Source organism: Exiguobacterium sp. UBA7533 (genome assembly GCF_002479335.1).
Lineage (GTDB): Bacteria > Bacillota > Bacilli > Exiguobacteriales > Exiguobacteriaceae > Exiguobacterium_A.
This window is the reverse complement of the sequence record NZ_DLMP01000001.1, coordinates 193928-216604: the sequence shown is the minus strand read 5'-3', so window position 1 is coordinate 216604 and position 22677 is coordinate 193928. Positions and strand designations below refer to the sequence as shown.

Annotated in this window: 27 protein-coding genes; 24 read left to right on the top strand and 3 right to left on the bottom strand. The window is 46.2% G+C overall.

From position 1 onward, the window contains the following. Positions 1–155 precede the first annotated feature (155 nt). The 9 genes from cyoE to B2U10_RS01090 all read left to right on the top strand — a co-directional run bounded on the left by cyoE (position 156) and on the right by B2U10_RS01090 (position 7449). Positions 156–1088 carry a heme o synthase gene (gene cyoE / locus B2U10_RS01130; protein ID WP_035406737.1) on the top strand — a complete coding sequence of 311 codons (933 nt, stop codon included), beginning with the start codon at positions 156–158 and terminating at the stop codon, positions 1086–1088. A 64-nt stretch (positions 1089–1152) separates the two neighbouring features. Further along, the gene (gene coxB / locus B2U10_RS01125; RefSeq protein ID WP_081780348.1) at positions 1153–2184 is read left to right on the top strand and encodes a cytochrome c oxidase subunit II; all 1032 of its coding nucleotides are present in this window, start codon (positions 1153–1155) and stop codon (positions 2182–2184) included. A 35-nt stretch (positions 2185–2219) separates the two neighbouring features. Beyond that, complete coding sequence (gene ctaD / locus B2U10_RS01120) at positions 2220–4088, top strand: cytochrome c oxidase subunit I (RefSeq protein ID WP_052018991.1); 1869 nt, start codon at positions 2220–2222, stop codon at positions 4086–4088. Position 4089: 1 nt separating this feature from the next. Then, a complete protein-coding gene (locus B2U10_RS01115; RefSeq protein ID WP_035406743.1) occupies positions 4090–4719 on the top strand; it encodes a cytochrome c oxidase subunit 3 in 630 nt (209 codons plus the stop codon). A gap of 1 nt (position 4720) precedes the next feature. Next, positions 4721–5050 (top strand): cytochrome C oxidase subunit IV family protein, encoded by a 330-nt coding sequence (locus B2U10_RS01110; RefSeq protein WP_035406746.1) that lies wholly within the window; start codon positions 4721–4723, stop codon positions 5048–5050. A gap of 131 nt (positions 5051–5181) precedes the next feature. Beyond that, complete coding sequence (ctaG, locus tag B2U10_RS01105; RefSeq protein WP_035406749.1) at positions 5182–6087, top strand: cytochrome c oxidase assembly factor CtaG; 906 nt, start codon at positions 5182–5184, stop codon at positions 6085–6087. Positions 6088–6105: 18 nt separating this feature from the next. Continuing rightward, positions 6106–6567 (top strand): DUF420 domain-containing protein, encoded by a 462-nt coding sequence (locus B2U10_RS01100; RefSeq protein ID WP_290751586.1) that lies wholly within the window; start codon positions 6106–6108, stop codon positions 6565–6567. Between the two features lie 12 nt (positions 6568–6579). Then, entirely contained in the window at positions 6580–7185 is a 606-nt protein-coding gene (locus tag B2U10_RS01095; RefSeq protein WP_035406755.1) for an SCO family protein, read from the top strand. Positions 7186–7191: 6 nt separating this feature from the next. After that, entirely contained in the window at positions 7192–7449 is a 258-nt protein-coding gene (locus tag B2U10_RS01090; RefSeq protein WP_035406757.1) for a hypothetical protein, read from the top strand. A gap of 143 nt (positions 7450–7592) precedes the next feature. On the opposite strand, the gene B2U10_RS01085 is transcribed toward B2U10_RS01090, so the two are convergent. Continuing rightward, on the bottom strand, positions 7593–7943 hold the full coding sequence (locus tag B2U10_RS01085; RefSeq protein ID WP_035406760.1) for a YugN family protein: 351 nt from the start codon (positions 7941–7943) through the stop codon (positions 7593–7595). Positions 7944–8053: 110 nt separating this feature from the next. After that, positions 8054–8830: an ATP-grasp domain-containing protein gene (locus B2U10_RS01080; protein ID WP_035406763.1), complete on the bottom strand. Its 777-nt coding sequence runs from the start codon at positions 8828–8830 to the stop codon at positions 8054–8056. 92 nt (positions 8831–8922) lie between these two features. Here B2U10_RS01080 and B2U10_RS01075 point away from each other — a divergent pair, with 92 nt between their 5' ends. The 5 genes from B2U10_RS01075 to B2U10_RS01055 are packed head-to-tail and all read left to right on the top strand — an operon-like array spanning position 8923 to position 11759. Next, positions 8923–9363 (top strand): YlbF family regulator, encoded by a 441-nt coding sequence (locus B2U10_RS01075; protein ID WP_035406766.1) that lies wholly within the window; start codon positions 8923–8925, stop codon positions 9361–9363. Positions 9364–9387: 24 nt separating this feature from the next. Beyond that, the gene (locus B2U10_RS01070; RefSeq protein ID WP_290785193.1) at positions 9388–9645 is read left to right on the top strand and encodes a YlbG family protein; all 258 of its coding nucleotides are present in this window, start codon (positions 9388–9390) and stop codon (positions 9643–9645) included. 46 nt (positions 9646–9691) lie between these two features. Beyond that, the gene (rsmD, locus tag B2U10_RS01065) at positions 9692–10273 is read left to right on the top strand and encodes a 16S rRNA (guanine(966)-N(2))-methyltransferase RsmD (RefSeq protein WP_081780349.1); all 582 of its coding nucleotides are present in this window, start codon (positions 9692–9694) and stop codon (positions 10271–10273) included. Continuing rightward, positions 10270–10764: a pantetheine-phosphate adenylyltransferase gene (coaD, locus tag B2U10_RS01060; RefSeq protein WP_056062364.1), complete on the top strand. Its 495-nt coding sequence runs from the start codon at positions 10270–10272 to the stop codon at positions 10762–10764. Before rsmD ends, coaD begins: the two co-directional genes overlap by 4 nt. Next, positions 10761–11759, top strand: a complete 999-nt coding sequence (locus B2U10_RS01055; RefSeq protein ID WP_290751570.1) for a SepM family pheromone-processing serine protease — start codon at positions 10761–10763, stop codon at positions 11757–11759. The genes coaD and B2U10_RS01055 overlap by 4 nt, the downstream gene beginning before the upstream one ends. Here the strand turns inward: B2U10_RS01055 and B2U10_RS01050 are convergent. Continuing rightward, positions 11732–12883: a tRNA(Met) cytidine acetate ligase gene (locus tag B2U10_RS01050; RefSeq protein WP_290785191.1), complete on the bottom strand. Its 1152-nt coding sequence runs from the start codon at positions 12881–12883 to the stop codon at positions 11732–11734. The genes B2U10_RS01055 and B2U10_RS01050 overlap by 28 nt on opposite strands. 156 nt (positions 12884–13039) lie before the next feature. Here B2U10_RS01050 and B2U10_RS01045 point away from each other — a divergent pair, with 156 nt between their 5' ends. The 10 genes from B2U10_RS01045 to mraY all read left to right on the top strand — a co-directional run bounded on the left by B2U10_RS01045 (position 13040) and on the right by mraY (position 22671). Next, a complete protein-coding gene (locus B2U10_RS01045; RefSeq protein WP_023468813.1) occupies positions 13040–13564 on the top strand; it encodes a YceD family protein in 525 nt (174 codons plus the stop codon). A 46-nt stretch (positions 13565–13610) separates the two neighbouring features. Continuing rightward, entirely contained in the window at positions 13611–13784 is a 174-nt protein-coding gene (gene rpmF, locus B2U10_RS01040) for a 50S ribosomal protein L32 (RefSeq protein ID WP_012370841.1), read from the top strand. Positions 13785–13868: 84 nt separating this feature from the next. Continuing rightward, positions 13869–14678: a ketopantoate reductase family protein gene (locus B2U10_RS01035; protein ID WP_035409503.1), complete on the top strand. Its 810-nt coding sequence runs from the start codon at positions 13869–13871 to the stop codon at positions 14676–14678. Beyond that, complete coding sequence (locus B2U10_RS01030) at positions 14675–15031, top strand: DUF3397 family protein (RefSeq protein WP_035406782.1); 357 nt, start codon at positions 14675–14677, stop codon at positions 15029–15031. Before B2U10_RS01035 ends, B2U10_RS01030 begins: the two co-directional genes overlap by 4 nt. 29 nt (positions 15032–15060) lie before the next feature. Further along, positions 15061–16623 carry a bacillithiol biosynthesis cysteine-adding enzyme BshC gene (gene bshC, locus B2U10_RS01025; protein WP_290785189.1) on the top strand — a complete coding sequence of 521 codons (1563 nt, stop codon included), beginning with the start codon at positions 15061–15063 and terminating at the stop codon, positions 16621–16623. Between the two features lie 161 nt (positions 16624–16784). Beyond that, entirely contained in the window at positions 16785–17723 is a 939-nt protein-coding gene (gene rsmH, locus B2U10_RS01020; RefSeq protein ID WP_056062348.1) for a 16S rRNA (cytosine(1402)-N(4))-methyltransferase RsmH, read from the top strand. A 13-nt stretch (positions 17724–17736) separates the two neighbouring features. Then, positions 17737–18123, top strand: coding sequence for a cell division protein FtsL (gene ftsL / locus B2U10_RS01015; protein ID WP_023468808.1), 387 nt, complete (start codon positions 17737–17739; stop codon positions 18121–18123). Between the two features lie 122 nt (positions 18124–18245). Continuing rightward, the gene (locus B2U10_RS01010; protein WP_231496838.1) at positions 18246–20258 is read left to right on the top strand and encodes a penicillin-binding protein; all 2013 of its coding nucleotides are present in this window, start codon (positions 18246–18248) and stop codon (positions 20256–20258) included. A 108-nt stretch (positions 20259–20366) separates the two neighbouring features. Continuing rightward, positions 20367–21686: a UDP-N-acetylmuramoyl-tripeptide--D-alanyl-D-alanine ligase gene (locus B2U10_RS01005; protein WP_290785187.1), complete on the top strand. Its 1320-nt coding sequence runs from the start codon at positions 20367–20369 to the stop codon at positions 21684–21686. Positions 21687–21708: 22 nt separating this feature from the next. After that, positions 21709–22671: a phospho-N-acetylmuramoyl-pentapeptide-transferase gene (gene mraY, locus B2U10_RS01000; RefSeq protein ID WP_035406797.1), complete on the top strand. Its 963-nt coding sequence runs from the start codon at positions 21709–21711 to the stop codon at positions 22669–22671. Positions 22672–22677: the final 6 nt, after the last annotated feature.

Below are 22677 nucleotides of genomic sequence, written 5' to 3'. Positions count from 1 at the left end.
TATGTCGAAAGTATTTTCATACGTCACGGTCCTAAATATGTGGTATCTTTTATAGAGAAAAGGACGTTTCGTGGCATGTCTGTGTTATTTCTGTGAAGAAATTACGTGAAGCCTAGGTGCTACACGGAAGCAGATGGTGAAAAGGAGGGAACAGCATGGCGAAAGTTACTGGAGAGGCACTGGATATGGCAATCGAGCAGGCGGATCAGCCCACATTCAAGGACTATATCACCCTAGCAAAAATGGGGATCGTCCGTGCCAATCTGATTACGGTCTTCGCAGGGTATGTCGTAGCGGCATCGTACATAACGGATGATGTCCTATTGTATCTATGGCAAACCAAGTGGATGTTACTGTGGACGCTTCTCGGGAGTGGATTAGTCATTGCCGGAAGTTGCTACCTCAATAACTACATTGACCGGGACATCGATTATAAGATGGAACGGACGATGGGAAGACCAAGCGTTACTGGGAAGATGGATGGACAGCGAATACTCGCGCTAGGACTCGGGATTCTTGCGACCGGTACGGTATTGTTGTTGATCGTCAACCATGTGGCGGCAGTGTTCGGATTGATCGGATCATTCGTTTACGTCGTGATTTATACGATGTGGTTAAAGCGAACACACACGATCAATACAGTCGTAGGTGGTATATCAGGAGCTGTGCCACCAATCATTGGATTTGCGGCAGTCACTCCGACGCTTCACATTGATGCGTGGATTTTATTCCTCATCATGTTCGTGTGGCAACCACCACATTTCCTCGCACTCGCGATGCGACGGACAGAGGAGTATCGGGCAGCAGGTATCCCGATGTTACCTGTCGTAAACGGATTCGCGATCACGAAACGACAAATTGTATGGTGGATTGCAGTACTTATTCCATCATCACTCCTCTTAGCACACTATGGCATCATCTACATGATCGTCATGGCATTGCTCGGTGGATATTGGCTCTATATGGGACTGAAAGGTCTGAAGATCCAAGATGAACAAGCCGAAATCAAATGGGCGTCGAAGATGTTCTTCTTCTCACTGTTTTATTTCACGGCTTGGATCGTGACGGTCGTACTCGTTTCTTTCTAAAACGATTTGACATAATTCACGTACACCATTACGAAAGACAAAATTGGGGACAAAGAAAGTGGGGATGGTTGTGAAAAAATCAGTAAAAATGCTCTTCCGGCTTCTTCCAATCGGCTTGATGGCACTCATGTTATCAGGTTGTGGAATTCCGGAATTGTCTGCGCTACAGCCTCGCGGAGAAGGCGCTGAAATGCAACTTGAGATCATCAAGCTTAGCTTGTGGGTCATGTTGTTCGTCCTTGCGATCGTAGCCGTCATTTATATTTACGTACTTATGAAATTCCGTCGTAAATCAGGTGATAACACGGTTCCGAAGCAAGTCGAAGGGAACCACACGCTTGAAATCATCTGGACAGTTATTCCGATCCTTCTCTTGATCGTTCTTGCAATTCCGACGATCAAAACAACGGTTGAACTTGCGGATGCAAAAGAAGCGAAGAAAAACGAACAAATCAACGTTACAGCGAACCTTTACTGGTGGGAATTCGAATATCCAGACAAAGGTGTTTCGACAGGACAAGAACTTGTCATCCCAGTCGGTAAACGTGTTGCGGTTAACTTGACGTCTAAAGACGTCATTCACTCATTCTGGGTACCGGCTCTTTCTGGTAAGACAGATACAAACCCAGGTCTTGATAACGAAATGTGGTTACAAGCAAAAGAAGCAGGCACGTACTACGGTAAATGTGCCGAGTTGTGTGGTCCTTCTCACGCATTGATGGACTTTAAAGTCGTTGCGATGGAGCAGGATGACTACGACAAATGGTTGAAAGACATGAAATCTGCAAAAGAAGCAGAAACAAAACAGCTTGATAAAAAGAATGAAAAGAACTGGACGACTGGTGAGCAAGTCTACGCCCAGAACTGTCTCAGCTGTCATGGCGGCGGGAAAGTCGCACCTAGCTTGACGAACTTCGGTGATCGTCAGCGTATCGCGGGTTACCTCAAGCATGATAAAGAAAACCTCGAAAAATGGATTCGCGATCCACAAAAAGAGAAACAAGGTACAAAAATGCCTGGATTCTCTGAAGATAAGATCAGCGATGAAGAATTGAGCGAATTGGCAGATTATCTATTGGACAAAAAGCTCCAATAATTTTTTAAGGGGGAATCATAGTGGGGACACATACTATGGGTATGCCGCAGAAAAAAAGCGGCATCATGGACTGGCTAACGACAGTCGACCATAAGAAAATCGGGATTCTCTACATCATCTCTGGATTGTTCTTCCTTCTAGTTGGTGGCGTAGAAGCCCTAATGATTCGTTTTCAATTGATTAAACCGATGAACGATTTCGTCAGCGGTGAACTTTTTAACCAATTGATCACGATGCACGGTACGACGATGATCTTCTTGGCAGCGATGCCGATGTTGATCGGTTACATGAACGCAGCAGTACCGCTTCAAATCGGAGCACGCGATGTTGCGTTCCCATTCTTAAATGCACTTGGTTTTTGGTTGTTCTTCTTTGGTGGAGTCTTACTGAACCTTTCATGGTTCTTCGGCGCTGCGCCAAACGCAGGTTGGACAGCTTACGCACCACTCTCGACAGTACCAGAGTCGCTTGGTGTTGACTTCTACTCACTCGGGTTACAGATTTCTGGTTTCGGTACACTTATGGGGGGGATCAACTTCCTCGTTACAATTTTGAACATGCGTGCACCAGGTATGAAACTGATGCGGATGCCGCTCTTCACATGGACAGCATTCGTTGCTTCTGCCTTGATCGTTTTCGCATTCCCACCACTTACGGTTGGATTGTTCCTCTTGACGTTCGAGCGACTCTTCGGAGCGCATTTCTTTGACCCGGCAGCGGGCGGGAACATCGTCATCTGGGAACACCTCTTCTGGATCTTCGGTCACCCGGAAGTTTACATCTTGATTTTACCGGCATTCGGTATCTTCTCTGAAATCATCCCTACGTTTGCTCGTAAACGTCTCTTCGGATACACGACGATGGTCTTTGCGACGATGTTGATCGGTTTCCTCGGATTCATGGTATGGGTTCACCACATGTTCACAGTCGGTCTCGGTCCGGTTGCGAACGCGATCTTCGCAGTAGCGACGATGGCGATCGCTGTACCGACAGGGGTCAAGATCTTCAACTGGCTCTTTACGCTATGGGGCGGGAAGTTGACGTTCCCAGTCGCGATGCTTTATTCGGTCGCCTTCATTCCATCATTCCTTGTTGGTGGTATGACAGGGGTCATGCTTTCAGTAGCACCTGCCGATTATCAGTACCACGACAGTTATTTCGTCGTTGCCCACTTCCACTACGTTATCGTTGGTGGGGTCGTCTTTGGTCTCTTCGCAGGTCTTTACTACTGGTTCCCACTCATGTTCGGGAAACAACTCAACGAGTTCTGGGGTAAAATTCAATTCTGGTTGTTCTTCATCGGCTTCCATTTGACATTCTTCCCACAACATATTCTTGGTCTTACAGGTATGCCACGTCGTGTCTTCACGTACTTGCCAAACCAAGGCTGGGAAACAATGAACTTACTTTCTTCAATCGGTGCAGCCTTCATGGGTGTGTCGACGATCATTCTCGTCATCTCGATCGTTGCCGCATTGATGTCAAAAGAATATGTAAAACGCGACGTATGGGGCGATGGACGTACGCTTGAGTGGACACTTCCTGTTCCAACTCCAGAATACAACTTCGCACAAATTCCACTCGTCAAAGGTTTAGATACGTACTGGCTCGAAAAAATGGCAGGTAACAAAACAGTCTCTGTTTCGGAAGAAGTCGGTGATATCCACATGCCGAACAACTCGATCTTGCCGTTCGTTATGTCAGTCGGTCTGTTCCTTGCAGGTCTTGGATTCATTCTTCGCCTAGATTACGGTACTGTCGGTCTGGTCATTGCCTTGATCGGTCTTGCGATGACATTCATCGCGATGTTCTTCCGTTCTTGGATCGACGATGAAGGATACTACATCCCGAAATCAGTCGTCGAAGAAGATCTACGCCTTGAAGCAGAAAAGGAGGCGAAGTAAGATGGGTCATCATTCAGTACCAAACAACCCGATCACGGGTATTCCGGATCATGTTGAAAAAGCAACACTTGAGGGTAAGAATAAATATGTAGCCTTCTGGTTCTTCCTTGGAGGAGAGACGACTTTGTTCGCCTCTCTCTTCGGAACATACATCGGACTTCATAACTCCGGTGCTAAAGAAGGTCTACGCAGTTATGACATCTTCGAAATGGGTCTCGTCTTCATCATGACGATGCTCCTCTTGACAAGTTCGTTGACAAGCGTTCTTGCAATGATGGCAATGAAACGTAACGATGTGAAAAAGATGAAGCTTTGGCTCATCATCACATTGCTTCTCGGTCTTGGATTCTTAAGTGGTGAGATCTATGAGTTCAATCACTACTACCACATCGGTCATACGTTTACGTCGAGTGCATTTGGTTCTGCCTTCTATACACTCGTTGGGTTCCACGGTGGACACGTCTTATTTGGTCTTCTTTGGATCTCGACATTGTTGATCCGGAACTGGAATCGTGGCATTACAGTCGTGAACGCGCCGAAGTATTATGTTTCAAGTCTTTACTGGCACTTCATTGACGTCGTCTGGGTCTTTATCTTCTCAGTCGTCTACCTCATGGGGATGGTGAAATAAGATGGAAAAACACGAACCGCAATTAACACGCAATCAAGTCGAACTCGAAATGAAAGCAGAACGTGGTCGTGAGACTCAACTGCAACTCATCAGTTTCGCACTCATGATTTTCTTGACGCTCATCGCTTTCGGTGCAGTCATGGCAGATCTCATGCCTCACTGGGCAGCTGGTGGATTCTTGATCATCATGGCAATCGTTCAAGTTTATCTCCAGCTTTATATGTTCATGCACATGAACAATAAAGGCAACACATGGATCAAAGTTATGATGGGTCTTGGTATATTCGTCGCCTTGACGATCGTCGCAACGCTCCGTCTGTTAATCTGGTAAGAAATGTGACCATTCTGCTAACGTTTAGCAGGATGGTCTTTTATTTTGGAATCGTTTTATGAGAAACCTTTACAATGAAATAGGGGAACGGTAATCTTAGTTTGTAAGAGAAAGGAACGGGGTGAAGAAATATGTTAGGCAATTTAAGGGGAGCACTTTCGCAATTCGAATGGACTGTCTTATGGAGTCCGTATTATGCGTTGATACTCGTTGGATTGTATATCCTATATGCTGTCGTGACAGAAAAGCTGCGTCGTCCGGACGAGCCGGAAACAACGCTCGGACAAAAATTTTCGATGCTCGCGGCATTGGTCGTTTTTTACATCGGTTTTGGAAGTCCGTTAGACCTGCTAGCGCATATCACCTTCTCTGCACATATGTTGCAGATGGTATTCGTCTATATGGTCGCACCGCCGCTCTTGTTGATTGCACTACCAGAGTGGCTTTATAAGCGCTTGTTCAATATACCGTATCTTGGGAAGATTCTTCGTTTCTTCGTCAAGCCGTTGATTGCACTCGTCGTCTTTAATGCCTTGTTTACGTTTTATCATATGCCATTTATTTTTGATTATGTCCTGACGAACTATACCGTTCACCGTCTGTTCCATGGAACACTTATTTTCTTGAGCATGACGATGTGGTATCCGATCATTGCACCCGTCAACGAAAACGATAGTTTGTCTGACCTGAAGAAGATGGTCTATATCGTCGCGAACGGTGTCTTATTGACACCTGCTTGTGCGTTCATGATCTTTAGTCAAAGTTTCCAGTATCAAGCGTATCAGGATCCAGCGACGTTCGCGAAAGTACTCGCTTACTGTATGCCGAACAATGATTTGAGCGGGTTGAATCTGGAACGATTGCTTGGAACGACTGATGACTTACTAGAGGATCAACGCTTCGGTGGTGTCCTGATGAAGCTCGGTCAAGAACTCGTATACGGTCTATTCTTCGGATTGACCTTCTTTACATGGGTACGCCGTTCGAAAAGTACTGCCGTGGATGAAGGCATGTCCTTCACACCAAAAGCGGATTAAATTGGAGGAAGTTGGAACATGAGTTATTTGCCGTTGATTTGTGTATCGCTGATTGTCATCAGTGCGATTTTCGTAGCGATTGGCTGGTTCTTGATTGCTCAGACACGTCGCAACATGAAAGCTCACCAAACCGTGATGACAATCGCTGCTGCACTCGCTTTACTGTTTTTCATTATGTACGCCTTACGGACGATTCTACTTGGTAATACCGCTTTTGGTGGTCCTGCATCCGTCAAGCCATATTACACAGGATTCTTGATTTTCCACATCCTACTTGCGACATCCGGTGGGGTGCTTGGATTGATGGCGCTCTATCATGCCTATAAGAAGAACTTTGCGCGTCATCGTAAAATCGGACCAGTTGCTTCGATCATTTGGTTTTTGACGGCAATCACCGGCGTCATCGTCTATTGTCTATTATATGTCGTCTACGATCCTGGTGAGACGACGAACGTATTCCGGGCGATCTGGAGTCATTAAGGGGGAGCCAACTTGAAAAAAAATAGTTACTTGACGGTTGCTGCCGTTGTCCTCATCTTAGTTGCGGCAGCCGGGGGATATTATTATTTCTTCATGAAAGAAAAATTGCCTGTTATCGCTGAGCCGACACCATTTGAATTAACGAACGCCGTGAACGGTAAGTCGTTTAACTCGGAAGATGGAAAGGTCAAGGTATTGACATTCTTCTATTCGAACTGTCCTGATATTTGTCCATTGACGCTAAATGATTATCGGAAACTAGAGAAAAAGCTTCGTAGCGAAGAGCTATATGGAAGTGACGTCGAGCTCGTTGCAGTGACAGTCGATCCGAAAGTCGATACACCGAAAGTCTTAAAAACGTATGCTTCCAACTTCGAAGCAGATGCTGAAGGATGGAGAGTACTGACAGGAGACCCAGTCGTCATCGATCGTCTGACACGTCAGTTGAACTTCTATTATTCAAAAGCAGAAAGCGGCTTAGTGACACACGGGACGCAAATGTTTATTTTAGACCGTGAGAACAAAGTTCGGGCGATCTCTTCGATGGCGAAGACACCGGACGAACCAGTCGACTTGGAAGAAGTCATGTCTTCAGTCACACAACTAGCAAAGGAGTGAAGGAAGATGACTTATGAAGATTACATGCAAGGAGATGTGATCGTCTCTGTTCAAGCAATCGAGGAGTTACTCGCTTGTACGATCGAAGATTACGGGGTTCGACACTATCGGATTAAACGGATGGACTGGGAAGAGATTGCTTTTAGTGTAAAAGTGGATGTCTCAGCGACGTCACTGCATGCGCTCTATCAACATGTACGTCAACAACTTAAGATTCAACTCGGCGATGACGTCGTATCTTACGTACAATTCGTCACGCGCTAAGATAAAACACACGAACGCTGCGCAATCACTATACAGATAGGTAATGAGCCGATGACTTCATAAGTAGTACGAAGTCATCGGCTTTTTTATTGGAAAAAAGACCGAAAAAAATAGAGGTCCCGATTGGAACCTCTACGTGTAGCTTATTTTTCAAGTGTTTCAAGCAGTGCTGCTAAACGACGTTCGCAGTCCTTGACGATTTCCGGTGGGAACGTCTCATCATACTCGACGCCGTGTGGATAGTAATGTTTCCCTAGAAGTGGTGTCATCATACGGACGACAGCGTGACGATCTTCGATCTCACCTTGGATCGCATAGACTGGAACACGGAGATAGAATACTTCGCCTGTTGATTGTTTTTCGTATTTCATGTCGTACATCGCACGTTCGTAATCCCATTGTCCTTCGCGAACGAAACGGTGATGATCCATAATTGTTTCAAGAAGACCGAACTTCAGTTCCTTGCCTTCGATGCCATATTGTTCAAACTTCATGTTTGAATCCCCCTATACCCCAGTTTGCTAGTAGATACTAGTCTTTCCAAACTATCATACCATAATGAATGAAACGATGACGTAAAAGTTGTGAAGTCATTTTGAAGAATTCATGAACTTCCGTATTTTCGTTCAACGTACTCAAGGATCGTATCTGGTGCATGAATGCCGAGGTGATTAAGTCCTTCACCACCAAAGAAGACATTGAACTCGAGAACGTACCATTGTCCGTCGCGGATGATAAGATCAAAACCAGCGTGATCGATATCAAGCTGTTTCGCAAGCGCGAGCACGAAATCAATTGCACCTTGTGGCACATCATCGAAATCAAGGACGCCACCTTGAGCGACGTTATTTAAGAACTGTGCACCACCGACGCGCCAATACGCCGCGAGGACTTGATCACCGACGACGACGACACGTAAATCCTTTTCGTTCGGAATGTACTCTTGGATGTAGAACGTCTCGTGTGTATCCGTGTATTTCTTCCAGTCCGCTTCATTTTTGATGAGATGGACACCTTGCCCCATCGAGCTACGGACTGTCTTAGCGACGAACGGAAACGAAAATTCACGTAAGACTCGATCGACCGTGAACTCATTTTTCCCGTAGATGCCTGTCCGAGGGATATTGTCCGGAATGACGGTCTGAAAAATCCGAGTCATCTCGATTTTGTCATGACCTAGGTGGAACGTAGCGGCAGATGGAAAGATCGGCTTCTTCATTCCATAGATGATCGAGTGGATTTGCCAGTATTCCGGGAACAAGACGACGTCCGCCTGTTCAATCTTTTTCAAGGAATCAAAGTGATAATCTGATTTGGCATGTTCCGTCTTGATTCCAATCGTCCGGAACATATTAAAAGAGAGCAGTTGCATAAAGTTCATTCCTTCCTTCTGAACAAATTATACACAATTCAACGGGCTAGGAGGGAGAGAAATGTTATGATAAGATGGTAAAGTTAAGGAGGAGATTCGTTGTGATATATACCGATAAGACGATTGACCTCATCAACGCAGCGGAAGACCTCATTCGATCTCTCGCTCAAAGTGAAACGGGGCAAGCATATAGATGTGCGAAACAAGCACAGCAAGAGTCAGTGGAGGCACAGTCCGTCATTCGAGACTTTCATCAAGTCAAAGAAGATTACGAGCTCGTGCAACGATTTGGACGGTACCATCCGGACTATCAGACGATCACAAAAAAGGTCCATGAAGTCAAACGTCGACTTGATCTACAAGAGGAAGTCGCGCAGTTTAAAAAAGCAGAAAAACAACTCGAGACGCTACTTGGACAAATTAGTCTGAAACTCGCTGGTGAAGTATCACCGCAAATCAAAGTACCAACGGGGAATCCATTCTTTGACCAAGGATGTGCCGGAGGCTGTTCGACCGGTGGAAGTTGCAGTTGTAGCGGATAATGAAGATGAAGGGGGTAGGCTGGCGTGATCAAGGAACGAGTGGGACTCATCGTCTATGTCAATGCGATGAAAGCATCCCGTCAATTACGCCGTTACGGGAACGTCTACTTTACGTCTAAACGTGAACGATACGTGCATCTGTATGTCGATTTAGATCAGCATGAACAGGTGATGGAAGTCATTTCGACTCTTCCGTTCGTCGATTCGATCAAACGTTCAGAACGACCGTTCATCACGGAGACGTTCGCGAATAAAAAAGGTAAAATGCAAGAAGAAGCATAATCCAAGGAGCGATGAGGACATCCTCGTCGCTTCTTTGTTGAAAGGAATGAAGGAAATGCGAGTCATTTCAGGGGAACGGAAAGGAACGCGGCTAAAAGCAGTACCAGGGGATCAGACACGACCGACGACGGATAAAGTAAAAGAATCGTTGTTCAACGTCATCGGTCCCTATTTCAATGGAGGACGAGCGCTTGATCTGTTTGCGGGTAGTGGTGGTCTTGGCATCGAGTCTCTTTCGAGAGGATGCGATGAGGCGGTATTCGTCGACCAACACCATAAAGCCATTCAGACCATTCAAGATAACTTGCAGACGACGCACTATACGGATCAAGCACGTGTGTTGAAAAAAGACGTTACGATCGCCTTGACGGAACTAGCCTCCGAAAAGCCATTTAAATTAATTTATTTAGACCCTCCCTATGCAAAAGAACGATTGACGGAACACGTCACGTACATAGAGCAACACGACATGCTGACAGACAATGGTGTCATCGTGTGTGAACATGACTCTGCTGTTGTATTACCGGACCGGATCGGACGGCTAGAGGTCGTTCGTCGACTTCGTTATTCCGCTGTCATCTCAATCACGTTATATGAATTTATGGAAGCGGAGGAAGACCACGTATGAAACGAATCGCCATTTGCCCAGGGAGCTTTGATCCAATCACGAACGGACATTTAGACATCATTGAACGGGCTGTTCCGATTTTTGATGAGATCATCGTTGCCGTATTGAACAATTCTTCGAAGCAACCGCTCTTTTCTGTTGAGGAACGGATGGAGTTGATTGCAGATGTGACGTCGCATCTACCACATATCAAGGTCGATTCCTTCAATGGTTTGCTCGTCGATTACGCAGCGGAAGTCGGCGCAACCGCGATCGTCCGTGGTCTACGGGCGGTCTCGGACTTTGAGTATGAAATGCAGGTCGCATCCATCAACAAAAAGATGAACGATCAAATCGAGACACTGTTCATGATGACGAATAACCAGTATTCCTTCTTAAGTTCTTCGATCGTCAAGGAAGCGGCCAAATACGGTGCTTCCGTCGTTGATCTCGTGCCATCTTCCGTCGAAGAGGCGCTACGTCAGAGATATACGAGAGGAGAACTGCGATGAAAGCTTGGAAACCCGCCTTAGCAGCGGTCATTGCTGCCTTGCTCGTGTTTTTCGTGCCACTTCCGTATTTTATCTCCTATCCAGGTGATGCGACATCGACTGAAGATTTGATTGATGTGTCTGGGGGTGACAAGGAGCCAGGCGATTTGATGATGCTGACGATCGCCCAACGTCGAGCAACCCCTTACTTCCTCGTAGAAAGCCTCTTCCTACCGTTTTCCGAAACGTCGAGCGTAAGTGATTATTTGTACGACGGAGAGTCAGATGCACAGTATGAAACACGTCAGAAACTATACATGGAAGAAGCACAACATAATGCGACGATCGAGGCCTATGAATTAGCTGATAAAAAGGTCGATATCGACTTTAAAGGGGTCTATGTGTCCGGTGTCATTCCAGGTGGTCCAGCCGAAGGGAAACTGAAAGCTGGAGACCGGATCACGGGCGTCGATGGGAAATCGATTACGTCATTTGATGGCTTCATGAAGACGATTCAATCGAAAAAAGCAAAAACAGCCGTTCCAATTCAGTTCACGCGTAAATCGGAAGTCAAGAAGACGACGATTCGAGTGGATCAGTTGTCGAAAGAAGTCAAACGTGTCGGACTTGGTATTTATGAACCATTACCGATCTCAAACGTAACGACAGACCCCGCTATTAAGTTTCAGATCGAGGATGTCGGTGGTCCTTCTGCAGGAATGATGTTCACGCTTGAAATCTATGATCAATTGACGCCGGGTGATTTGGCGAAAGGACATAAGATTGCCGGTACAGGAACGATTGAAGAAGGCGGTAAAGTTGGACCGATCGGTGGTGCGTGGCAAAAGGTAGTCGCTGCTGACGAGGCAGAAGCAGAAATCATGTTCGTACCAGCAGGAGAGAACTACAAAGAAGCAAAACCATCCATAAAAAAACTCGGAACGAACATGAAGCTCGTTCCGATCAAGACAGTTGAAGATGCGATTGATTATTTGGAAGAACTTCCAGCGAAATAAGGAAAACGACGGTGTTCGAGCAACGCGTCGTAGCGAGCCAAGGGCAGTGCGTATGCAGCTGTCACTTGGCTTTCTTTTGTTAGCCAAGGATGGCTCGTGAACGTACTTAAAACAGGGACACGCGTTTTGATACTCTTAAGTGCCAGTCGTCCTTGTTCTGAAAAAGCGAGGGGGCGAACGAAATCAACATGATCATAATCAATCCGTGCGACCTCTTCCGTTGTCGTTGAAGTCAACAGATAGACAATGGCACGCTGCAGGCTTGTACGCGTATAACGACGTGTTTTGACGTGATTTAAAAAGAAATCGAACGTCTCTGCTTGTTTGGCACCTTCGATGAGACGAGGAGCTAGTGAAGCATCAATTCCGGCGATTCGTATCAACTCAGATACGGGAGTCGTCAATAGGCGTTGTCGAATCCATGGATAATAGTGCGAAAAATGAGCGAAAGAAGCGTTTGTCAGGACGTCCTCCGTCTGTTCGGGAAGTGCGAGCAGCTGACCGTGCGTCTGGTAATGGGCGCGTATCGCAGTGGCGCTCATGATAGCTCCGGTTGATAGGTCATGATAGCCACTTCCAATTCGTTTTGTCGTATGAAGCGAAACGGTCTTCGCGGCGCGAGCATAATAATAACCAAGTGTATTGTTCGGTTGTGTCAAATCAAGCGTCTGTGAGACACTCTTGAACGCTTGACTAGCAGCGTGAGCAGAAGAAAGACCAGCTGTTAATCCGTCACGTAACGCTTGCTTATATGCAAGAGTCTCTTCAATTTGTTCCGATGCCGCATGCAAAAAGGGATGGATGTCTCCACATTCGCTTCCGAACGAAAGTGACTCACAACCAATCGTCTCAGCGATCGTCACCCCACCGAGCGCAAACCGATCTGCGCGTTGGACGGCAAAATAAAAGGGGAGTTCAAGAACGAGATCAACGGCACCACTTGTGACTGCTGCTTGAGCACGTGTCCATTTGTCTGTAAAAGCGGGCTCACCACGTTGCATGAACGTCCCGCTCATGATGGCGACGATGACGTCGGCATCCGTTTCCCGTCGTGCTGTCGTCGCTTGATAATAGTGTCCATTATGAAACGGATTGTACTCTGAAATGATAGCTGTCATCCTCATGAAAACTTTCTCCTTTGCAAACCGAATTAAGTGCGGTAATATGGATAAAGACGTCCAAAAGTGTTCGTTCTCTAGCGATTTCAGTGTAAAGAAAAAACATTGACAAAACAAGATGTCCTCTCTATAATTCATATTGTTGCAATTGAGGTGATTCGGATGAAATGGTCCCTGATGCAATTGAATAAATTGCGCAATCTGGGTCAACTTCAGGTTAACGAGACGATCGAGCTCAATGAGCTAGTCGCCCTCCATCCGGATATCCGGGCGGTGCAACCTGTGCACGTTCGTGCAAATGCATCGTTTACATCGAATCAATTAATATTCAATCTCCGGATTACCGGCGAAATGACGCTTCCGGATGCCCGGACGCTAAATGACGTCGCTTATCCATTCGAGATTGAATCCATCGAGCCATTCCTGCTCGAGGTTGATGCTGTTTCGAACGAAGCAGATGACATCAACGTGCCGATCGGGAATACGGTCGATCTTCGACCGCTCGTGCAAGAATTGATTTTACTTCATGTGCCAGTGCAAGTGCATGGGGATGATGAAGAGAATCAGTTGGTTGAGGGGGAAGGCTGGACGATTCTTTCTGAAGAGGATCCAGAGGAAACCGAACCAAAAATCGATCCGCGACTCGCGGGTCTCGCTCAGTTCTTTAAAAAAGATCAGGATTCCTGATTTCTGAAGTAAAGGCGAGTGTATTTTTTCAAGGAGGTGGACAACGATGGCAGTACCATTCCGCAGAACGTCGAAAACACGCAAACGTCTTCGCCGTACTCATTTCAAACTCCGTGTACCAGGTATGGTCGAGTGCCCAAACTGTGGTGAAATGAAACTTTCACACCGTGTTTGTAAAGCATGTGGCTCGTACAAAGGTAAAGAAATCGTCAGCAAGTAAGCTGATTGATCGGTATAAAAGCGACCTTCGAATCGAGAAATCGGTTTTGGGGTCGCTTTTTTCATGAAAGGGGAAATGATGAAGATGAACGTTGGAATCATTGGCGCGGGAGCCATCGGTTTATTGCTTGCCTCTTATTTATCGGAAGAGCATGCAGTCACGCTCTATACTCGACAAGAACAAGAAGAGGAACGTTCGATCATTCGCGATGGACAGGCAAGTCGACTTGTACGAATCCGGAAGATTGATCGACTCGAGTCAGAAGACTTGGTGTTTGTAGCGACAAAGTCGTATGATATAAAAAGTGTGATTCCATTCCTCAAACGGCTGACGTGTCCCGTCATGTTCCTGCAAAATGGAATGGATCATTTGAAATGGAAAGAGCAATTGCCGCAAGTCTTATTCGGTGTCGTCGAACATGGAGCCATGCGCACTGCGCCGTTTGAAGTCAGGCATACTGGACAAGGACGTATTCGATATGGAAATCAAGAAATTTCGAACTTGTCGTCAATACAGCTCCGTTTTGAATTCGAGTCGGATATGGAAGCGGTCTTATTGACGAAACTGTTCATCAACGTCGTCATCAATCCAGTGACGGCATATTACGGTGTTGAGAATGGATCTTTGTTAGAAATGCCTTATCGACAAGAAGCACGTCAATTATTTGACGAAATGCAGACGATTTTTCCGAATCATAGCATTACTTATTCCGAAATCGAGCGAATCATGGAGAACACGAGTAAAAATCGTTCTTCGATGTTACGAGATCTTGAGCAAGGACGCCAAACAGAAGTGGAACCGATACTTGGATACGCGTTACGTCAGGCGACGACTGCGACGCCACGTTTATCTTTTTATTATGAACAGATCAAACAGAGGGAGGGTCCGCAGTGACGGTCTTCATCATTTTTCCTTTATTCAGCCTACTTGCGTTGTATCTCATCTTTTTACTTCTGTTTCGAAAACACGGGAAGGCAGTCCGATTCGCACTCGACGTTGGGACATTCATTGTTCTATATGCCATTCATGTCGCATTGATTGCCTTGACCGGAACAAATTACTTAGGATGGATCGTCATCGTCGTGTTGGTAGTGTTTGCGTTGAACGCGCTCTGGCAACGGATTCGGCAACTTGATGTCGATTTAAGACAAATGATTCGGCACAGTTGGCGGATCATCATCTTGCTAGCGTTACCCGTTCATTTCGTGTTATTCGTGCTCGGTATACGTCAACTGTTCATCAGCTGACGAGTTAGGTAAGAAAGAAGGGATTTTGTTTGAAGGTACAACCATTTGAAGCCTTATATGATGATAACTCGCTGATGCATCGTGCTTCACGAGAAGAATTCTTAACATATGTCGATCACCTCGGAACGAGTGGTTTAGCGTCGAGAAGCCGCTTACTTGAAGAGCGTCACTATCCGCATCTTGCGGCGCTAACGGACGAACTCGAACGCCAAAATCCAAATATGACGGAGCGATTGCGGGAGCGTGTCGCGAAACTTCGTACAGGTGAGGCACAAGCTGTGGTCACAGGGCAACAAACCGGCATCTTTGGCGGACCATTATATGCCATCTATAAACTGTTGACCTGTCTTAAGGTCGCGCAGCAGGCGGAAGCGACACTTGATCGCCCTGTCGTTCCAATTTTTTGGCTCGCGACCGAAGATCACGATTTTGATGAGATCAATCATGTTTATGTTCCGACAGCAGATTTTCAAACGCGAAAAATCGCAGTCGCCCCTGCGGAAACGATTGCCCGCTCGGTCAGTCGCTTGTCTTTTGATCAGCCGGCACTTCTAGAAATCATTGAAGAAACGTTCCGGGCAATGCCGGAGACGATCCACACGAAACGATTAGTTGCGCGGCTGAAACAACTCGTTGAAGAATGTACATCGTATGGCATGTTTTTCTCACAATTAATCGGCGAATTGATCGATTTCGATATCGTTTTCTTTGATGCTGATACACACCCTGTCCGTGAACTCGAGATTCCGTTTTTTGAACGGTTGATTCAAGACAATGCGGAATTCAGACAGGCATTGACGGACGGAATAACACAGACGAAAGAGTTACCCGACACATTCTTGAACGAGGAGGCCGCGCATCTTTTCATCGATGATCACGGTCGTCAGTTGCTTTATCCGACAGCAAGCGGATTTGAGACGAAACAAGGGAAGCAGTATACAGAACTTGAATTGATCGCGTTACTGTACTCCAGTCCGGAACGATTCTCAAACAGTGTGGTGACCCGACCATTGATGCAGGATTATCTGTTCCCGACGCTTGCCTACATTGGTGGACCGGGAGAATTAGCTTACTGGACGCGCTTACGCCCACTGTTTCACCATCTGAAGTGGACGATGCCGTTATTGATCCCTCGTATGGGCGGATTACTCGTGCGTCATAGCGATGAAAAACGGCTTATGAAACTCGACGTATCACTCGAAGAGATCGTCCGGTCAGGCGTTCCGATTCCCGTCTATTCGGAAGAGCAGATGACAGGGCGCCTGCAGACGGCAGCGATGCTGAAAGATAGCTTCGTCTCCGAGTTTCTTTCGCTCGAACATCAGCTACTGCGAACTTCGAGTAAGAGTGAGAAAATCAAGAAACAACTCGAACAATCGATTGCTAGTTTGTTAGCAGAAGATCGACGTCAATTTGATCGACAGACGCGACAGTATAAAGAAACGGCCTATCATTTGCTACCGGATGGAGCGCCACAAGAAAGGATTCACTCCATCTTACCGTGGTTGAATCATCATGGTCCTGATTTTGTTCGGGACTTAAGGAACGCTTATGAGGCAAATGCGGCTGAACAACTGAAAATTTTCCTTTAAACCTGCTGAAACAAGCAGGTTTTTTTGATTTTTTAGCGAAAATTACACAAAAGTTAAATAAATCAAGGAAACTGTCTCATTTTCGTAACGTTTTCATGAGAGAATGTGATACATTGAAAAAGAGTAACGTCCTTCAAGGACAGTGAAAGGTGAGGCAGGACATGTTTGAGCATGAAACGGTATTGAAATGGGAGTCAATCGAAGGACTCGCGATTAAACCCGACGGTATTTACGTCGATTGTACATTAGGTGGAGCAGGACATAGCGAAGAGATTGTCAAACAACTGACGACAGGTCATCTATACGCATTTGATCAAGATGATGTCGCCCTTGCTCATGCAGCAGAACGTCTCGCGGCGTATGAAGGTCGCTTTACTTTAATAAAGAGTAATTTTGCTTATCTAAAAGAGCAATTAGCAGCACATGGCGTCGAGAAAGTAGACGGCATCTTATTCGATCTCGGTGTCTCTTCACCACAATTAGACGAAGGGGAACGGGGATTTAGTTACAATCACGATGCACGTCTCGACATGCGCATGGATCAATCTTCTCCACTTTCTGCCTATGAAGTCGTCAATGAATGGTCTTATAATGATCTCGTACGTATCTTCTTTACATACGGGGAAGAGAAATTCTCAAAACAAATTGCACGCAAAATCGAAAAAGCACGAGAAGAGCAACCGATTGAGACGACGTTCGAACTCGTCGAATTGATCAAGGATGCGATTCCAGCACCAGCACGACGTAAAGGTGGTCACCCCGCGAAACGGACGTTCCAAGCGATCCGAATTGCCGTCAATGACGAATTGAACGTCTTTGACCGTGCGGTACACCAAGCAATTGATGTATTACGGGTTGGTGGACGTTTATGTGTCATTACGTTCCATTCACTTGAAGATCGCATGTGTAAACAGGCGATCAAAGAAAAATCATCACTACCCGAGCTTCCACCGGGCTTGCCGATGATACCAGTCGAGATGGAGCCCGAACTCCGACTCGTCACACGCAAGCCGATTACAGCTGGTGTCGAAGAGCTGGATGATAATCGTCGCGCTCGATCGGCAAAATTACGAATCGCTGAAAAAATGAAAGAATCTTGAGAGGAGCATTCCAATGGCAGAACCACTTCGTAAATCGGTCCAAACGGTTCAACCCGTTCGTCAACAACCTGTTCAGGAACCACGGAAGACGGAAGATATCGCACGTCGCGTCGCCGTCCGTCCGAAGTATCGCTTGTATCCCTTTGAAAAATTCTTATACAGTGCGATGATTGGTGGTCTTGTGTTATTTGGGAGTTTGACGATCAGTACGCACAACGAGGCGTACAATGTCAGTCGTGACTTAGCGAAAGAAAACCAAGTCACACAGTCACTCAAAAAAGAAAATGAACGTTTACAACTAGAGGTCACGAACTTAAGCTCTCCGGAACGGATTTATAAGATTGCAAAAGAACAGGGTCTTGATATGCGTAAAGGGAACATCAAGGTGATTCCTAAATGAATCCACTGAAAAAATCCCGTTGGAGAGTAGCCTTTATCATGGTGATATTTGCTACTCTCTTTTTTGTGTTTATTGGCAGATTTTTATACTTAGCGACAACTAAACAATTCCATGGGGAAGATATGATTGCCTATGCTGAGAAAAAGCGATGGGAGTCCCAGGAGACGCTTGGAGCAGAACGCGGTGAAATTTTTGACCGTCTCGGTTCTCCAATCGCCATTAATGTTCCGTCGTATCACCTGATTGGTATTTACCGACTAGGTGGCGTCAAGGATCCGGATGAGACGATCGTCGACTTCAAAAAGACGGCTGAAGGTCTTGCACCGATACTTGGAATGACGACGAAAGAACTGGAAACCTATTTGATTGAGAACAAAGAACGTTCGCAAATCGAATTCGGAAAAAAGGGAAATGACTTAACACTCGATCAAAAAGAGAAGATCGACAAGTTAAAACTCCCTGGAATCCGGATGATCGAAGAGCCAAAACGATACTATCCAAACGGTATCTTCTTGTCCGATACACTCGGATTCGTCCAAAAGATCACCGAGGAGAATGGTCGTGTCGCGTTACAGGGACAAATGGGGATCGAAAAACAGTATGATAATGCCTTGAGTGAGTCTTACGGAGCACGCGTCTTCGAGAAAGACCGGAGTGGTAATCCGTTGATCCAAGGTTCTTCACGTGTCTCGAATGAACCGAAGGACGGATCGAATCTGTACTTGACAATCGATCATCGCATTCAACAGTCGCTTGAGAAACAGATGCAAAAAATGTACAACACGTATAAGCCGAAAAACGCAACGGGTATCGTCATGGATGCGAAGACTGGTGAAATCCTTGCCATGGCGGATCGGCCATCATTCAACCCGAATTTACGTGACATGAAAGATTTTACGAACTTCGCCGTATCCTCACGATTCGAACCGGGTTCAACGATGAAGATTTTTACGCTCGCAGCAGCGATTGATGCGGGAGTCTTCCGTCCGAACGAGAAGTATAAATCGGGTAGCTATAATTACAAAGGAACGGTCATCAAGGATTACAATGATGTTGGTTGGGGCACAATTCCGATGATCGAGGGCGTCTATCACTCCTCGAACGTCATGTTCTCGAAGTTGACAGCAGAAAAACTTGGGATCGAACGGTATAAAGAATACTTTAAGAAGTTTCATTTTGACCAACGAACGGGTATAGACATCTCGGGAGAAGTAAACAGTCAGTCTGATTTGTCAAAACCGCTGAATGCGCTCATCACTTCATGGGGACAATCGACTGCAGTCACACCAATGCAATTACTCCAAGGGGCAACAGCAATTGCTGGTGACGGTGAAATGGTCAAACCGCATATCATCCAAAAAGCTGATCATACGGATAAAGCACCTTACCGAGCGAAAACAGAAGTCGTCGGTAAGCCAATTTCGGCAGAGGCGGCCAAAGCGACGCGGGATGCACTGGACGGTGTCGTCAACAGTAAAATCGGAACGGGTCAAATGTACAAGTTGAAAGACTACCGTGTCATCGGTAAGACCGGTACAGCTCAAATTTCTGAGAACGGAAAATACATTCAAGGAAAATTCATTCACTCGTTCATTGGCATGGCACCAAAAGATGATCCGGAATTGATCATGTACATCGCGGTCGATCGTCCGTCAAAAAATGAATCATCGGTTTCAGGACCACTCATCATGAGTCCGGTGTTCAAAAGTGTCATGAATACAGCATTACAGTACCGGAGCATTCAACCGGAAACGCAAAAAGATTCGGTGGATGTCAAAGCGAAGATTACGCCGAGCTATATCAAGAAGAGCGCTCGACAAGCAACGGATTTGGCGAAAGAACAAGAAGCTGTTCCAATCATCCTTGGGGATGGAGCGGAGGTCGTTTCGCAGATTCCGTCTCGTGGTCAAGAATTCGTCAGTGGAGAACGTGTCTTGCTGAAGACGGCGAACACATTTAAGATGCCGAATCTGACGGGGTGGTCGCAGCGAGACGTCAAAAAGCTCGTCAGCTTATATGACTTGAAGCTCGATGTCATCGGTAAAGGTTTTGTAACCAAACAATCAGCTCGAACTGGTACACTAGTGAAGGAAAATGGAAAGTTGACGGTCGAACTAGCTGAACCTAAAGAATAACGGTGGGGCAAGTTTCCTGATTTCTACAGGAAGACGAGGACGAACAGGAGTCATTCGTTGACTTTTGCATTCGTCCTCTTTTGCTGTCATCGAATGGAGGTATATATCATGTTAACAATTACGCAAATTGCTGAGTGGCTGCATCTTGATGTCAGAGACGACCGGGTCGTCCGCCACTTCGCAACGAATTCACGCGCACATCTTGAAGATGGTCTCTATGTTCCGATTCAAGGAGCACGCGTCGATGGTCATCGCTTCCTGGAAGGCGCAAAAAATCAAGGAGCGATCGTCACCTTATGGAAGAGAGGGATTGATCGACCGGACATCGATGTCGTTTTCTTAGAAGTCGATGAACCACTGGTTGCCTTGCAAGAGATCGCTAAACAATACTTAATGCGGATTGCGCCAAAAATCGTTGCCATCACTGGATCGAATGGCAAGACATCGACGAAAGACATGGTCGAAAGTGTACTCAAGACAACGTTCAAGACACATAAGACACAAGGGAACTTCAATTCGGATATCGGGATGCCGTTAACGATTCTCATGATGCCGGCTGACACGGAAGTCGCCGTACTGGAAATGGGAATGAACGGTTTTGGCGATATCGAATTCTTATCGAATCTTGCTGAACCAGATATTGCGCTCGTCACGAACATCGGTGAATCCCATGCGGAGCAAGTCGGTGGACGTAGTGGAATCGCCAAAGCAAAGCTTGAGATTCGGTCTGGTCTTAAACCAGGAGGTCATCTGTTCGTTGATGGGGATGAACCACTTCTAGCAGAAGTCGAAGCGGAGAAAATCGGTTATCAGATTGGGAATACGTACCGGATCGAGACGACAGAAGCAACATTTTTCGGAACAGCCTTTGCTTACGATGGTACTGCCTTTCATCTGCCTGTGTTAGGAAAACACCAAGTCCGAAATGCAGCGTACGCGATTGCGACAGCGCGCGCGCTTGGCGTGACGGATGCCCGGATCCAAGAAGGATTCGACGCGGTTGAACTGACACCAATGCGGATGGAACGACTGCTCTTTGAGGAGACGGCGGTCATCAACGATGCGTATAACGCAAGTCCGACATCGATGAATGCAGCGATTGAGACAATCACTGCATTAGAAGGGTATACGACGCGCGTTCTCGTGCTCGGCGATATGTATGAACTAGGAGACCAGGAACGCTTGTTACATGCCTCGGTCGGAAAGCGGATTACGTTACCGGTCTCGCATGCTATTCTAGTAGGGGAGAAAGGCGCGTGGATTGCTGAAGGAATCAGCGACCCATCCGTCCAAATCCAATTTGCGGCAACTGTTGAGGATGCTGCTGAACAATTGCGTTCGCTGCTTGGAGAACGAACAATCGTTTTATTGAAAGCGTCACGTGGGATGGCGCTCGAACGGATATTGACCTATCTGAACGAAAACTAATTTTTGAAAAAGGGTGTCTGCTATGATCACATTATTCATCAGTCTTATTCTTGCATTTCTTGTTGTACTACTTGTTATGCCAAAGGCAATTCCGTTTCTACACCGATTGAAGTTCGGTCAGGAAATTCGGGAAGAAGGACCTCAATGGCATCAGGTCAAATCGGGAACGCCAACGATGGGCGGGATCGTCATTCTCGTCGCGATGATCGTCAGTGTTCTTGGAGCAATCGTCATGGGTGATTTATCAACGACACAGTTATCGTTACTCTTTTTAACACTTGCATATGGTGCGATTGGTTTCATCGATGACTACATCAAAGTCGTCAAGAAGCGTAATCTCGGCTTGAATTCGAAGCAAAAACTGATTGGGCAAATCGTCGTCGGATTGTTATTCGTTTGGTTGAGTGGTGGATTTACGAGTGACGCGACGTATCTGTCGATTCCATTCACAGACTTCAAACTTGATTTTGGTATCATCTATCCGTTCGTTGCCTTGTTCTGGTTAGTCGGATTCTCGAATGCTGTCAACTTGACAGACGGGTTAGACGGTCTCGTATCGTTTACGGCGATTCCGACATTCCTCTTCTTCGGTTTGTACAGTTGGTTCATCGCGGATGAAGTGGGTGCTGCTTGTTTTGCCTTCTCAGCAGTTGGTGCCCTAATTGGATTCCTTTTATTCAATGCTCATCCAGCAAAAATCTTCATGGGCGACACAGGGTCCCTTGCACTCGGTGCCGCACTAGCAGGTCTATCGATTGTCCTAAAACTAGAACTTCTCCTTGTCTTGATCGGCATTGTCTTCGTTGTAGAGACACTATCTGTCATTCTACAAGTCATCTCATTTAAGACGACAGGGAAACGTATCTTTAAAATGAGTCCGATTCATCACCATTTTGAAATGGTTGGTTGGAGCGAATGGCGGATTGTCGGTACATTCGCAGGAATCAGCTGTTTGATGGCATTCATCGCCTACGTATTTATGTGATAAAAA